This window comes from Achromobacter sp. SX5 (genome assembly GCF_056711425.1).
On record NZ_CM160041.1, the window covers coordinates 5228346 to 5241560 of the forward strand.

The following is a 13215-nucleotide window of genomic DNA, read 5'->3' on the forward strand; positions in this document are numbered from 1 at the left end:
GGGCTCTATGCGAAGACCGAGCGATAGTCGAAGTCGAAACCGAAGGCGCGCGGACCGACCAGTTCCAGGCCGCGCGGCGTGGTGAAAACGGCAGGCGCGGGCAGCGCCAGCACGCTCACGCGCTGGCCGAAGCGCAGCACGTCGGTGCCGATGCCGTCGCCGCTGACCGAGTCCAGCACGCAGATCAGGTCGGGCGTCATGACCTCGGGCACGCCGTCGCGCTCGCCCACCGAGAATTCGTTCTGGAAGTGCAGCGTGTAGCGCGAACCGCGGTCCTCGCCCAGCCCTTCCAGCACCGCGCGGCCGCGCAGAAAGCCGGCCGTGGTGCGGCGCTCCACGTCGATGACCTTGCCGCTGAACATGCGCTTGCCGGCCGTCTCCTGCAGCACGGCGCCGATCACGTCGGCATGCTGGCGGCGCGCGCGCAGCACCACTTCGCCCAGGCGGATGGCCTTGCTGACGGTGTAGAGAATGCCGTGGTCCTTGACCTCGCTGCCGCGGCGCGGCGTCTTGCAGGTCGCCGCCGTGGAGCCCATTTCGACCACCACCTTGCGGCTCAGGCGCTCGACCCAGGTGGCCGAGGCCGCGCGGGTGACGATGACTTCGTTGTCGCGGATGTCGGCCACCGCCAGCGGATACATGGGCAGGTCGTTGGCGGCGAAGCTCGTCATCTGGGCTTCGGGATAGGCCCGGCCCATGCTGTCGGCGTCGACCACCGGCAGGCCGGTCAGGGCCGCCACCATGAAGGGCTGCAGGCCGTTGCCGCCGCCGATCTCCAGGGCCATCACGGCGCGAAAGCGCGCGCCGCAATACTCCTCCATCATGCGCACCGGCTTGACCGCGAAATGCGGATCGGCCAGGCGTTCCTGACCGACCAGCGGCGCGCCCATGCCCGACACCACCGCCACGCGGTCTTCGTCTTCCAGGTACATGGGGTCCAGCAGCGAAACGCTGTAGCCCTTCTTGTACAGCTGGCGCATGTTCAACAGTTTCTGGTAGGGATCGCCGCCGCCGCCGGTGCCCAGAATCCAGGCGCCCACGGCCAGGGCTTCCATCTCTTCGGCGGAAACGACGCGCGTTCCGGTGTTCGTGCTTGCGGCTACAGATAGCATGGTTCGATGAAGTCAGAAGTGAGCCGGAATGGGAAACAAACCTTACTTCGCTGCGAATACGGCGGGCAAATTGAATATGCGCATGTCTCGCATAGACCCAAATCATGCGCCTGCATGTGTTGAACCTATGTGCCGCATTCTTCGTATTTATTTGCCGTGGCCTGATGCATCTGCAAATATCGGGCCACGGCCTCCGGCACCGACCGGCAAGCGATATACAAGGGGAAACACCAATGCGGCAACGCCTCAGCACCTTTCTTCTGGCAGCGACCATCGCCTGCGCGCCGATGGCCTCGCATGCGTTCGAAACCTCCAACGGCAAGCGCATCCTCGTCATCGGAGGCCAGCAGGCCGTCTCCGTGATGGACCCGGCGCAGAAATACGACCTGTCCATCCGCACCATCCAGCAGGCCACCTACGACGCGCTGCTCAAGTACGAAGGCGATCCGCCCGAACTCAAGCCCTGGCTCGCGACCTCGTGGTCGTCCAACGCCGACGCCTCGGAATGGACCTTCAAGCTCGACCCGCGCGCCCGCTTCCAAAACGGCGACCCCGTCGACGCCGCCGCCGTGAAGGCCTCGTTCGAGCGCACGCTCAAGCTGAACAAGGGACCGGCCTGGATGTACGCGGACTTCCTCAAGCCCGAGAACATCGTGGTGGACGACCCGCAGACCATCCGCTTCAAGCTCACGCGCCCCTACGCCGCGTTCCTGGGCCTGATGCCGTGGTGGTACATCGTCAACGTCAAGCAGGCGATGGAACACGAACAGAACGGCGACTACGGCCAGCAATGGCTGACCGAACACACGGCCGGCTCCGGCCCGTTCCGCGTCAAGCGCGTGGAGCCGAACTCCCTGTACGAGCTGGAAACCTGGAACGACTACTGGAAGGGCTGGTCGCAGCCCGAGAAGGCGCGCCTGGGCGGCATCATCTACCGCGTCATCACCGAGAACTCCAGCCGCCGCGCGGCGCTGGCGCGCGGCGAGATCGACATCGCCGCCAGCCTCTCGCCCGAGGACATCGACCAGCTCTCTTCGGTCAAGGGCGTGAAGATCGGACGCAAGCCCGGCATGGGCGGATTCGGCCTGAAGTTCAACACCCAGGGCAAGTACATGTCGGACCTGAACCTGCGCCGCGCGCTGGCCTACGCGTTCGACTACGAGTCGCTGCTGAAGATCTACAACGGCAAGGCGCGCCTGATGGAAAGCCCGTTCTCGCCGTCGGTGCAGGGATACATGGCGATGCCGGAGATGCCGCGCCGCGACATGGAGCGCGCGCGCCAGTACCTGGCCAAATCGAAATGGCCGCAGGGCGGCATCGAACTGGAATACGTGTACGTGCAGGGCCTGGAGGAAGAACGCCAGATGGGCCTGCTGCTGATCGACAACCTCAAGCCGCTGGGCATCGGCGTGCGCATGGTGCCGCTGACCTGGCCCAACATGGTGGCGCGCGGCGCCAAGGCCGAGACCTCGCCCGACATCTTCGCCTCGTTCACCTCGGTCATGTCGATCGATCCCGATTCGGTCGCCTACATGTACCACAAGGGTTCCTGGGGCCAGTACTACGGCACGCACTTCCTGAACGATCCGGAACTGTTCGCGCTGATCGAACGCGCCCGCACGCTGTCCGCCTGGTCCGAGCGCAAGCCGCTGTACGAGGACATCCAGCGCCGCATCGTGGCCGCCCAGCCCGAGATCTTCGGCATGATCCGCGACCGCACCACGGCCTCGCGCGATTACGTGCAGGGCCTGGTGGACTCGCCGATCCGCATGGCCAGCGAATTCGACCTGTATCCGCTGTACATCGGCCGCTAGCATGCTGCGCTTCATCGTCAAACGCTCGGCGTTCATGCTGTTGATGCTGGCCGGCCTGCTGGCCATCACCTTCACCATCTCGCATGTCGCGCCGGGCGACCCGGCCCGCCTGGCGGCCGGCCCCAACGCCACCGAGGCCATGGTGCAGACCATCCGGGAGGAATACGGCATGGACCGCCCGGTGCTGGCGCAGTTCGCCACCTACCTGGGCGGCGTGGTGCAGGGCGACCTGGGGCGCTCCATCACCACCACCCGGCCGGTGTTCCAGGACCTGCTGCGCTTTTTCCCGGCCACGCTGGAACTGGTGTGCTTCTCCATCCTACTGGCCATCGTGGGCGGCGTGCTGCTGGGCACCGTGGCCGCGGCCACGCAGAACCGCTGGCCCGACCACCTCATCCGCCTGCTGTCGACCTCGGGCGTGGCCTTTCCGATGTTCTCGCTGGGGCTGCTGCTGAAATACGTGTTTGCGCAGCACCTGGAATGGCTGCCGCTGGGCGGCAGGCTGGACATGCTGGCCTTTCCGCCCGACACCATCACCGGCTTCTACACTGTGGACAGCCTGCTGCATGGCGACGTCGAGACCTTCGCCTCGGCCCTGGGCTACATGATCCTGCCGGCGCTGGCGCTGGCGTTTCCGGCGCTGGCGTCCATCATCCGCGTCAACCGCGCCGAGATGCTGGAAGTGCTGCGCCAGGACTACATCGTGGCGGCGCGCGCGCACGGCGTGGCGCCGTGGCGCGTGATCGCCAAGTACGCCCTGCGCAACGCCATGCTGCCGACCCTGGCCATGATAGGCCTGCGCTTCGGCTGGATGCTGGGCGGCACCGTGCTGATCGAATCGGTGTTCGACTGGCCCGGCATCGGGCTATACGCGGTGCAGGCCACGATGAACTCGGACTTCCAGCCCATCATGGGCGTCACGCTGGTGCTGGGCGCGAGCTTCATGCTGATCAACTTCGTCATCGACATCGTCTACGGCGCGCTGGACCCGCGCGTCCGTCATCAGGGCTGAGCCTCATGTCCACCACCACCGCCATTTCCCCGCCGCAGCCGCAACCGGCCCGCCACGGGCTGTCGCGCCAGCTGCGGCTGTACGCCGCCACCTTCGCGCGCAACAAGTCCGCGATGCTGGGGCTGGCCATCGTCGTCGGCTTCCTGCTGGTGGCGCTGTTCGCGCCCTGGCTGGCGCCCTATCCGGAAGACGCGGCCGGCTCCGTCAAGCTGGCGCAGAAGCTGCTGCCGCCCAGCCCGGCGCACTGGTTCGGCACCGACGAAATGGGCAACGACATCCTGTCGCGCGTGCTGCTGGGCGCGCGCACTTCGCTGCAGATCGGGCTGACCATCACCGGCATCGCCGTGCTGATCGGCGTGCCGCTGGGCGTGATCGCCGGCTATTTCGGCGGCCGCGTGCAGGAGCTGATCATGCGCGTCACCGACATCTTCCTGTCGGTGCCGGGGCTGGTGCTGGCCATCGCCATCGTGGGCGCGCTGGGGCCGGGCATCCTGAACGCCATGATCGCGCTGTCGCTGGTGTGGTGGCCGGGCTATGTGCGGCTGGTCCAGGCCAAGACGCTGTCGCTCAAGGGCGAGGTCTACATCGACGCCGCCCGCATGATGGGCGCCGGGCCGCTGCGCATCGTGTTCGTGCACATCCTGCCCAACTGCGTCTCGCCCATCGTCATCAAGGCGTCCATGGACATGGGCATGGCGATTCTCAGCGCGGCCAGCCTGGGCTTTCTGGGCCTGGGCGCGCAGCCGCCCTCGCCGGAGTGGGGCGCGATGATTTCCGTGGGACGCAACTATTTGCCGCAATGGTGGTGGTATTCGGCCTTTCCTGGCCTGGCCATCTACCTCACGGTGCTGGGCTTCAACCTGATCGGCGACGGCCTGCGCGACGTGCTCGATCCCAAGCAGCGGAGCTGACACCATGACGGCTCCCCTGCTGGAATTCGACGACTTCCGCCTGCATTTCGACACCTTCGACGGCTGCTACCAGGCGCTCGACGGCGTCACGCTCAGCATCGCCCCGGGCGAAAGCCTGGGCATCGTGGGCGAAACCGGCTGCGGCAAGTCGGTCACCGCCAAGAGCGTGCTGGGGCTGGTGCCCAGCCCGCCGGCGCGCGTGGCCGGCGGCGACCTGCGCTACCGCGGGCAGAGCCTGCTGGGCCTGGACGAAGCCGCCATGCGCAGGATACGCGGCGTGGAGATCGCGATGATCTTCCAGGACCCCATGACGTACCTGAATCCGCTGTTCACCATCGGCGACCAGATGTCGGCCGTGATCGCCGCGCACGACGCCGCCAAGCCGCGCGCGCAACGCCGCAGCGCGCGCCAGCGCCGGCAACTGGCCGCGGACATGCTGGCGCGCGTGCACCTGCCCAATCCGGACACGCAGCTGGCCCGCTATCCGCACCAGCTGTCCGGCGGCCAGCGCCAGCGGGTGCTGATCGCCATGGCGCTGTCCGGCTCGCCGTCGCTGCTGATCGCCGACGAGCCCACCACGGCGCTGGACGTCACCATCCAGGCGCAGATCCTGGACCTGCTGGACGAACTGCGGCGCGATCTGGGCCTGGCCATCCTGCTGATCTCCCACGACCTGGGCGTGATCTCGCGCGTGTGCGACCGCGTCGCGGTGATGTATGCCGGCACCGTGGTCGAAACCGCGCCGGTCGCCAGCCTGTTCGACGATCCGCGCCATCCCTACACCCGCGGCCTGCTGGCGTCCGTGCCGCATCCGCGCAAGCCGGCGCAGATGCTGGCCGGCATCCCCGGCACCGTGCCCAACCTGCTGCATCCGCCGGCCGGCTGCCGTTTCCAGGCGCGCTGCAGCGCGGCCGTGCCCGCCTGTAGCCAACAGCGGCCGGCCACGGTTTCCCTAGCCCCTCAACACAGCGCCGCCTGCCTGCTGCTGGCCCGGCGCCCGGCCCACGAGCCCGATGCCCATGCTGCTTGAACTGCGCTCCGTCTCCCGAGAATTCCGCATGAACGACGGCCGCAGCCTGCACGCCGTCAGCGACGTGAGCTTCGGCATCGAACCCGGCCAGGCGCTGGGGCTGGTGGGCGAGTCCGGCTGCGGCAAGTCCACGCTGGGCCGCCTGTGCGCGCGGGCGCTGGACCCCACCAGCGGCAGCGTGCACTTCGACGGCCGCGACGTGACCCGGCTGAGCCCGCGCGACCTGCGCGCGCTGCGCCGCTCGGTGCAGTTCATTTTCCAGGACCCGCATTCCGCGCTGAATCCGCGCATGACGATTCTGCGCAGCGTGTCCGAGCCGCTGATCCTGCACACCGACCTGCGCGGCGCGCGCCTGCGCGCGCAGGCGGCCGAACTGATGGAGATGGTCGGCCTGCCGGCCCAGTTCCTGAGCCGCTATCCGCACGAGCTGTCCGGCGGCCAGAAGCAGCGCGTCTGCATCGCGCGCGCCATCGCGCTCAAGCCCAGGCTGCTGGTGCTGGACGAACCCACTTCGGCGCTCGACGTATCGGTGCAGGCGCAGATCCTGAGCTTCCTGAAAGAGCTGCAGGCGCGCTTCAACCTTTCCTATCTGTTCATCTCGCACAATCTGGCCGTGATCCGCGCCCTGTGCCCGCGCGTGGCGGTCATGTACCTGGGCCGCATCGTCGAACAAGGCCCCACCGAAGAAGTGTTCGTCCAGCCCCGCCATCCCTATGCCGAGGCGCTGATCGACGCCATCCCCGTGCCGGAGGGCCGCCAGCCCGAGCGGCGCATCACGCTGCAGGGCGACATTCCCTCGCCCATCGACCTGCCGCGCGGCTGCGCCTTCGCTTCGCGCTGCGGCAAGGCCATCGCGGGCCGCTGCGACGCCGCGCAGCCCGGCCTGTACGCCACCGGGGCGGCGCACGAGGCGCGCTGCCACCTGTATGCGCCGGCGCCCTGACACCGAAGCCGGACCGGGAATGGTAAAACTGCACGCTGATACGAGTCGCCCGGCATGACCGCTCTCCTGGACAAATTCGCCAATCAGCTGGACTGGAACCTGCTGCGCACCTTCATGGTGATCGTGCAGGAGCGCAGCATCACGCTGGCCGCGCACCGCCTGTCGGTGACCCAGCCTTCAGTCAGCGCCGCGCTGCGCCGGCTGGAGGAGCGCCTGGAACGTCGCCTGATCGAACGCGGCGGCGCCGCCGCCTTCCAGCCCACCGCCGCCGGCGAGGTGCTGTACCGGCACTGCGCCGATATCTACGGCATCGTCACGGCGCTGCCCAAGGCGCTGGACGCCGCCCACGGCGTGGTGCAGGGCATCGTCACGCTGCACCTGAGCGGACATATCCATTGGCCGGAACTGCCGGCCCTGATCGCCGGCTACCGCCAGCACTATCCGCTGGTGCGCTTTCGCGTCAAGCGCGGAACCTGCGCCGACATCCTCGGCCAGCTCGCCCAGAAGCACGCCACGCTGGGCGTGGTGTCGGCGCGCGACGCGCGCCCGGTGCTGGTGCAGCGCAAGCTGTTCGACCAGGAGATGGGCCACTATACGGGCCACGGCGCGGTCCACGGCGCCGATGGTCCGCGCGCCGCGCCGGTGATCGGCTTCGAGGACGAGCAGACCGGCTCGCCGCTGGCCGCGCTGTCCGTGCACCGCATACGCGCCGGCCTGGAAGGCCCCACCGTGGCCGAGGCGCCGGACTGCGAATCGCTGGCCGCGCTGGTGCGCGCCGGCGCCGGCATCGGCGCGCTGCCCAGGCGCTATGCCGCGCAGGACCCCGGCATGGCCGAACTGCCGCTGCCGCCCATCGTCCTGCCGGTCTACCTGGCCCGCCACGAACAGGCCGGCCTCAGCCCCGCCGACCAGCGTTTCCTGCAATACCTGGAAAGCCAGGGCTGCCTGCCCGCGCAACCCTGAGCCGCGCGGCGCGCGCCTAGCGGTTATCATCGACGCTGCCCCGCCGACTCGTGAGCGGCTCATTCCCAGGCGCTGCGCATCCATGTCGTTTCCCCGACTTCCCTCCCCGCCCACGCTGACCGATACGGTCGCCAAGCAGCTGCGCGCCGAGATCGACACGGGCCGCCTGCCGCCCGGCGCCAAACTGCCGCCCGAGACCACGCTGGCGCAGCAGTTCGGCGTCAGCCGCACCGTCATCCGCGAAGCCGTGTCCCGGCTGCGCCAGGACGGCGTGGTCGAGGCGCGCCAGGGCAGCGGCGTGTACGTCACCGCCGCCACCGGCAACCGCCCCCTGCGCATCGACGCGGCCGAGCTGTCCTCGATCGAGGCGGTGCTGCATATCGTGGACCTGCGCCGCGCGCTGGAAACCGAAATCGCCGCGCAGGCCGCCGCCATGCGCAAGAAGCAGGACATGGCCGACATCGACGCGGCGCTGGCCGCGATCTCGCAGGCGGTCGCGGACGGCGGCGACGGCGTGAAAGAAGACGTGGCGTTTCACCGCAGCATCGCGCGCGCCACCGGCAACCCGTACTTCCTGACCACGCTGGCCTTCGTCAGCCAGTTCCTCGAAGCCGCCACCCGCGTCACGCGCGGCAACGAGGCGCGCCACGCCAACCTCATGCGCGACGTACTGCAGGAACACGCCGCCATCGTCGAAGCCATACGCAACAAGGATGTCGACGGCGCGCGCGAAGCGGCCCGCATCCATATGGTGAACGCAGCCAGGCGGCTGCGGCAGGCGCATCGTTAGGCAAACGCCTTGGCGAATGCCTTGATGAAAAAATCCCGTGTACCGAAGTTTCCCGACTTCAGCGCAATGCTGATGTCCCCTTGCGCGGCGGGCGCATAGCCCGCGCACCACGGCACGCCCGGATCGATCTGTTCGCCGATGGCGATCTGCTCCAGGCCCAGCGCCTGCACCACCGCGCCCGAGGTCTCGCCGCCGGCCACGATCAGCTGTCGCACGCCGCGTTCGACCAGCCCGGCCGCGATGCGCGCCAGCGCCGCCTCGACCAGCGCGCCGGCGCGTTCGGCGCCCAGCGCGCCCTGGGCCTGGCGCACCTGCTCGGGCTGCGCGGTGGAATAGATCAGCACCGGTCCGTCGGCCAGCCGCGGCGCAGCCCAGGCCAGCGCCTCGCCGGCCACGTCGTCGCCGGCCGCCAGCCGCAGCGGGTCCAGCGCCAGCGCCGGCCGCCCGCTTTCGATGAAGGCCGCGACCTGCCCGTTGGTGGCGGCCGAGCAGCTGCCGGCCAGCACCGCCTGCGGCCCCGGCACGCGCGCCAGTGCGGCGCGCCCGCCGGGCGCCAAACCCCAGTTGGCCGGCAGGCCGATCGCCACGCCCGAGCCGGCGGTCACCAGCGGCATGCCGCGCAGCGCCGGGCCCAGGGCCAGCAGGTCGGCGTTGCCGACCGCATCGACGATGGCGATCCCGACGCCCTCGGATGCCAGCTCGCGCATGCGCGCGCCGATCGCGTCGCTGCCGCGCGCCACCACGGCATAGTCGATCAGCCCGACCTTGCGCGAGGTCTGCGCCGACAGCACGCGCACCAGGTTGGGATCGGTCATGGGCGTGAGCGGATGATGCTGCATGCCCGATTCGTTCAGCAGCACGTCGCCGGCGAACAGATAGCCCTTGAACACCGTGCGCCCGTTGTCCGGAAAGGCCGGCGTGGCGATGGTGAAATCCGTGCCCAGGCGCGCCATGAGGGCGTCGATGACCGGACCGATATTGCCCCGCGGCGTGCTGTCGAAGGTGGAGCAGTACTTGAAATAGATCTGCTCGGCGCCCTGCGCCTGCAGCCAGTCCAGCGCCGCCAGCGACTGCGCCACGGCCTCGTCGGCGGGCAGGGTGCGGGTTTTCAGCGCCACCACCACCGCGTCGGCGTCGCCGCGCAGCGGCGCGCCCGGCACGCCGATGGTCTGCACCGCGCGCATGCCGGCGCGCACCAGATTGTTGGCCAGGTCCGTGGCCCCCGTGAAATCGTCGGCGATGCAACCCAGTTTGAGGCTCATTTCGGCTCCGGCAGGAGGATTCCCGGAAAAATCTTGATCACGGCGCTGTCGTCCTCGCGGCCATGCCCGGCCGACGAGGCCTGCATGAACATCTGGTGCGCGGTCGCCGCCAGCGGCAGCGGAAACTTGCTGTGGCGCGCAGTGTCCAGCACCAGGCCCAGGTCCTTCACGAAGATGTCCACCGCCGACAGCGGCGTGTAGTCGCCGGCCAGGACGTGGGCCATGCGGTTCTCGAACATCCAGCTGTTGCCGGCGCTGTGGGTGATGACTTCGTACAGCGCGTCGGCGTCCACCCCTTCGCGCAGGCCCAGCGCCATGGCCTCCGCGGCGACCGCGATATGCACGCCGGCCAGCAGCTGGTTGATGATCTTGACCTTGCTGCCCGCCCCCGCCCGGTCGCCCAGGCGATACACCTTGCCGGCCATCGATTCCAGCACGCCGCCGCAGGCCTCGTAGGCGGCCGGCCGGGCGGCGGTCATCATGGTCATTTCGCCCGCGGCGGCACGGGCCGCGCCGCCGGAGATGGGCGCGTCCACGTACAGCACGCCCAGCCCGGCCAGGCGCGTCTCCTGCGCGACCGACCAGTTCGGGTCCACGGTGGAGCACATCACGAACACGGCGCCCGGGCGCAGCGCGGCGGCGATGCCGCCGTCGGCGTACAGCACCGCCTCGGTCTGCTGCGCGTTGACGACCACGCTGATCACGATGTCGCAGGCCTGCGCCATCTCGGCCAGCGAGGCGCAGGCCACGCCGCCCTCGGCCGCGTAGGCCTCGGCCACGCCGGGCCGGATGTCGTAGGCATGCACCTCGTGGCCGGCGCGGCGCAGGCTTTGCGCGATGCCCGCGCCCATGGCGCCCAGGCCGATCACGCCGACGCGGCGCGGAGTAGTCTGCGAATGGTTCATGGTATGGAGATCCAGAAAGCCCGGCGATCAGCGCGGCAGGTCGTCGGCCAGGTAGGCGCGGATGATTTCGGCGAAATCGCGCTCGCCCTGCAGCCCCAGCGCGGCCGCGCGCGTCGTGTCCCAGCGTCCGGGCCAGCTGCCGACGATGCGCTCGACCCGTTCGTCCGCCTGCCAGGCGATGCGGTCGGCGACCTCGTCGCCGGCCACCTCGCGCAGCGCCTGCTGCATGTCGCCGGCGGTGACGGACACGCCCGGCAGGTTGATCGGCCGGCGGTCGGCCACTGCCGCGGCCGGCAGCTCGCAGCCGGCGATCAGCGCCTGGACCGCGCCGCGCGGCGACAGCAGCCACAGCCGGGTATCGGGGCCGACCGGACAGACCGCCGCCTCGCCGTTGAGCGGTTCGCGGATCATGCCGCTGGCGAACGACGAGGCCGCCGCGTTCGGACGGCCCGGGCGCACGCTGATGGTCGGCAGGCGCAACACGCGGCCATCGACGTAGCCGCGCCGCGTGTAGTCGGCCAGCAGCAGCTCGGCAATCGCCTTTTGCGTGCCGTAGGACGACTGGGGATTGAGCGCGGTGTCGTCGCGCACCGTCTCGGGCAAGTCGCCACCGTACACCGCCACCGAACTGGTGAAGATCACGCGCGGGCGATGGCCGAGCTGGCGGCAGGTTTCGAGCAGCGCGCGCGAGGCGTCCAGGTTGATCCGCATCCCCAGGTCGAAGTCGGTCTCGGCCTGGCCGCTGACGATGGCGGCCAGGTGGAAGATGACGCGGGTATCGGCGTCGATGGCCTGGCGCAGCACGGCCGGATCGGCGATGTCGCCGACCAGCGACCGCATGCGCGGATCGGCGCAGGCGCCCGCCTCGGCCACGTCCAGCAGATCGATCCGGCCGATGGGCTGGGGCGCGCCGCCATCCAGCGCCAGCGCGCCCCGTTCCAGCAGTTTGCGCGCCAGCCGCTGGCCCAGAAAGCCCGCGCCGCCAGTAATCAGTATTTTCATGATGAGTGCCCAGTGCCGCAAAGATAGGGTCGCGCCCAGCGCAGGCCGGCGGAGGTGCCGGCCTTGGGGCGGTATTCGCAGCCGATCCAGCCGGCGTAGCCCAGCGCGTCGATGCGCTCGAACAGATAGGGGTAGTTCAGCTCGCCCAGGTCGGGCTCGTGGCGGTCCGGCACGCCCGCGATCTGGATGTGGCCGATGCCCACCATGTCGCGCTGCAGCTTCATGGCGATGTCGCCTTCCACGATCTGGCAGTGGTAGATATCGAACTGCACCTTGAGGTTGTCGGCGCCGACTTCGGCGCAGATGGCCTGGGCCTCGTCCTGCCGGTTGAGGAAAAAGCCCGGCATGTCGCGCGGGTTGATGGGTTCTATCACCACGGTGATGCCTGCCGGCGCCGCCGCCAGCGCGGCCCGCGCCAGGTTCTCCAGATAGGCCTGGCGATGCGCCTCGCGGTCCTGGTCCGGGCGGATCAGGCCGGCCATCACGTGCAGCCGGCGGCAGCCCAGCGCGGCCGCATATTCCAGCGCCCGGTCCAGGCCGCGGCGGAATTCGTCCTCGCGGCCGGGCAGCGAGGCGATGCCCCGCTCGCCGGCTTCCCAATCGCCGGGCGGCGCATTGAACAAGGCCTGCGTCAGGCCGTGATCGGCCAGCCGCGCCTTGAGGTCGGCCGCCGCGAATTCGTAGGGAAACAGGAACTCCACGCCGGCAAATCCATCGTCCGCCGCCGCCTTGAAGCGGTCCAGGAACGGGTGCTCGGCATACATCATGCTCAGGTTGGCGGCCAGGCGCGGCATGGCGGCTCCTAGTAGCGCGCGCCGAAGACGGCGCGCAGTTCTTCGATGGCCTCGGCGCTCAGCGGCTGCGGGCGCGGATCGCTCATCAGCCACAGCCTGGCCGTTTCTTCCAGTTCTTCCAGCGCATGAGAGGCGTGCGACACGGAGCGCTCCCACACCACCGGCCCCAGCCGCTCGAACAAGGCTCCGCGCACCTGCGCCGCCACGGCCGCGACCTCGGCCGCGGCCTGCGCATCGCCCGGACGGCGATAGCCGATCAGCGGAATCCGCCCCACCTTCATGACCTGGTAAGGCGTGATGGGCGGCAGCACTTCGTCGGTCCGCCACACGCCGGCCAGGGTCAGGGCCACCAGGTGGGTGGAATGCGTATGGACCACGCCGCGCGACTGCGGGCTGGCGCGGTAAATGCCCTGGTGCAGCGCCAGGGTCTTGGAAGGCTTGGCGCCCGACACCCAGTTGCCGGCCGCGTCCACCTTGGCCAGCTGCGCCGGGTCCAGCCGGCCCAGGCAGGCGTCGGTGGGCGTGATCAGCCAGCCGTCGTCGAGCCGCGCGCTGATGTTGCCGGCCGCCCCGACCGTGTAGCCGCGGTCGTACAGGCTGGCGCCTACCGTGCAGATTTCTTCGCGGATGCGGGCTTCTTCGGACATGGGAAACAGCGCTGGAAGTAATCGGGTCAT

At 69.5% G+C, this 13215-nt stretch carries 13 protein-coding genes; 7 read left to right on the plus strand and 6 right to left on the minus strand.

Going from position 1 to position 13215, the window contains the following annotated elements; translation table 11 throughout:
- Window positions 1–5: 5 nt before the first annotated feature.
- Entirely contained in the window at window positions 6–1055 is a 1050-nt protein-coding gene (locus AC1M14_RS24470) for a DUF917 domain-containing protein (protein ID WP_246842533.1), read from the minus strand.
- A 290-nt stretch (window positions 1056–1345) separates the two neighbouring features.
- On the opposite strand from AC1M14_RS24470, the gene AC1M14_RS24475 reads away from it, so the two are divergent.
- From AC1M14_RS24475 to AC1M14_RS24505, 7 genes are all read left to right on the plus strand, one after another.
- Window positions 1346–2926, plus strand: coding sequence for an ABC transporter substrate-binding protein (locus AC1M14_RS24475; protein WP_102775338.1), 1581 nt, complete (start codon window positions 1346–1348; stop codon window positions 2924–2926).
- 1 nt (window position 2927) lies between these two features.
- Entirely contained in the window at window positions 2928–3938 is a 1011-nt protein-coding gene (locus AC1M14_RS24480; RefSeq protein WP_102775337.1) for an ABC transporter permease, read from the plus strand.
- A gap of 5 nt (window positions 3939–3943) precedes the next feature.
- On the plus strand, window positions 3944–4849 hold the full coding sequence (nikC, locus tag AC1M14_RS24485; protein WP_102775336.1) for a nickel transporter permease: 906 nt from the start codon (window positions 3944–3946) through the stop codon (window positions 4847–4849).
- A gap of 4 nt (window positions 4850–4853) precedes the next feature.
- The gene (locus AC1M14_RS24490; protein WP_102775335.1) at window positions 4854–5879 is read left to right on the plus strand and encodes an ABC transporter ATP-binding protein; all 1026 of its coding nucleotides are present in this window, start codon (window positions 4854–4856) and stop codon (window positions 5877–5879) included.
- Window positions 5869–6822, plus strand: a complete 954-nt coding sequence (locus tag AC1M14_RS24495; RefSeq protein WP_246842534.1) for an ABC transporter ATP-binding protein — start codon at window positions 5869–5871, stop codon at window positions 6820–6822. The genes AC1M14_RS24490 and AC1M14_RS24495 overlap by 11 nt, the downstream gene beginning before the upstream one ends.
- Before the next feature lie 54 nt (window positions 6823–6876).
- Window positions 6877–7785 carry a LysR family transcriptional regulator gene (locus AC1M14_RS24500; protein WP_209166531.1) on the plus strand — a complete coding sequence of 303 codons (909 nt, stop codon included), beginning with the start codon at window positions 6877–6879 and terminating at the stop codon, window positions 7783–7785.
- A gap of 82 nt (window positions 7786–7867) precedes the next feature.
- Window positions 7868–8575 carry a FadR/GntR family transcriptional regulator gene (locus tag AC1M14_RS24505; protein ID WP_102775332.1) on the plus strand — a complete coding sequence of 236 codons (708 nt, stop codon included), beginning with the start codon at window positions 7868–7870 and terminating at the stop codon, window positions 8573–8575.
- Here the strand turns inward: AC1M14_RS24505 and otnK are convergent.
- From otnK to otnC, 5 genes are read right to left on the minus strand one after another with little or no spacing between them, the layout of a single operon-like run.
- Window positions 8572–9837: a 3-oxo-tetronate kinase gene (gene otnK, locus AC1M14_RS24510; protein ID WP_102775331.1), complete on the minus strand. Its 1266-nt coding sequence runs from the start codon at window positions 9835–9837 to the stop codon at window positions 8572–8574. The genes AC1M14_RS24505 and otnK overlap by 4 nt on opposite strands.
- Complete coding sequence (gene ltnD, locus AC1M14_RS24515) at window positions 9834–10742, minus strand: L-threonate dehydrogenase (RefSeq protein ID WP_209166532.1); 909 nt, start codon at window positions 10740–10742, stop codon at window positions 9834–9836. The genes otnK and ltnD overlap by 4 nt, the downstream gene beginning before the upstream one ends.
- A gap of 27 nt (window positions 10743–10769) precedes the next feature.
- Entirely contained in the window at window positions 10770–11744 is a 975-nt protein-coding gene (gene denD, locus AC1M14_RS24520) for a D-erythronate dehydrogenase (RefSeq protein ID WP_209166533.1), read from the minus strand.
- Complete coding sequence (gene otnI / locus AC1M14_RS24525; RefSeq protein WP_479730594.1) at window positions 11741–12538, minus strand: 2-oxo-tetronate isomerase; 798 nt, start codon at window positions 12536–12538, stop codon at window positions 11741–11743. Before otnI ends, denD begins: the two co-directional genes overlap by 4 nt.
- Window positions 12539–12546: 8 nt before the next feature.
- Window positions 12547–13185, minus strand: coding sequence for a 3-oxo-tetronate 4-phosphate decarboxylase (otnC, locus tag AC1M14_RS24530; protein ID WP_111826808.1), 639 nt, complete (start codon window positions 13183–13185; stop codon window positions 12547–12549).
- Window positions 13186–13215 lie beyond the last annotated feature (30 nt).

What these genes read in the sequence shown, in the direction of transcription:
- AC1M14_RS24475 (WP_102775338.1), top strand. Translation starts at nt 1,346, where the DNA reads ATGCGGCAACGCCTCAGCACCTTTCTTCTGGCAGCGACCATCGCCTGC.
- otnC (WP_111826808.1), bottom strand. Translation starts at nt 13,185, where the DNA reads ATGTCCGAAGAAGCCCGCATCCGCGAAGAAATCTGCACGGTAGGCGCC.
- ltnD (WP_209166532.1), bottom strand. Translation starts at nt 10,742, where the DNA reads ATGAACCATTCGCAGACTACTCCGCGCCGCGTCGGCGTGATCGGCCTG.
- nikC (WP_102775336.1), top strand. Translation starts at nt 3,944, where the DNA reads ATGTCCACCACCACCGCCATTTCCCCGCCGCAGCCGCAACCGGCCCGC.
- denD (WP_209166533.1), bottom strand. Translation starts at nt 11,744, where the DNA reads ATGAAAATACTGATTACTGGCGGCGCGGGCTTTCTGGGCCAGCGGCTG.
- AC1M14_RS24500 (WP_209166531.1), top strand. Translation starts at nt 6,877, where the DNA reads ATGACCGCTCTCCTGGACAAATTCGCCAATCAGCTGGACTGGAACCTG.
- AC1M14_RS24470 (WP_246842533.1), bottom strand. Translation starts at nt 1,055, where the DNA reads ATGGAAGCCCTGGCCGTGGGCGCCTGGATTCTGGGCACCGGCGGCGGC.
- otnK (WP_102775331.1), bottom strand. Translation starts at nt 9,837, where the DNA reads ATGAGCCTCAAACTGGGTTGCATCGCCGACGATTTCACGGGGGCCACG.
- otnI (WP_479730594.1), bottom strand. Translation starts at nt 12,538, where the DNA reads ATGCCGCGCCTGGCCGCCAACCTGAGCATGATGTATGCCGAGCACCCG.
- AC1M14_RS24495 (WP_246842534.1), top strand. Translation starts at nt 5,869, where the DNA reads ATGCTGCTTGAACTGCGCTCCGTCTCCCGAGAATTCCGCATGAACGAC.
- AC1M14_RS24505 (WP_102775332.1), top strand. Translation starts at nt 7,868, where the DNA reads ATGTCGTTTCCCCGACTTCCCTCCCCGCCCACGCTGACCGATACGGTC.
- AC1M14_RS24480 (WP_102775337.1), top strand. Translation starts at nt 2,928, where the DNA reads ATGCTGCGCTTCATCGTCAAACGCTCGGCGTTCATGCTGTTGATGCTG.
- AC1M14_RS24490 (WP_102775335.1), top strand. Translation starts at nt 4,854, where the DNA reads ATGACGGCTCCCCTGCTGGAATTCGACGACTTCCGCCTGCATTTCGAC.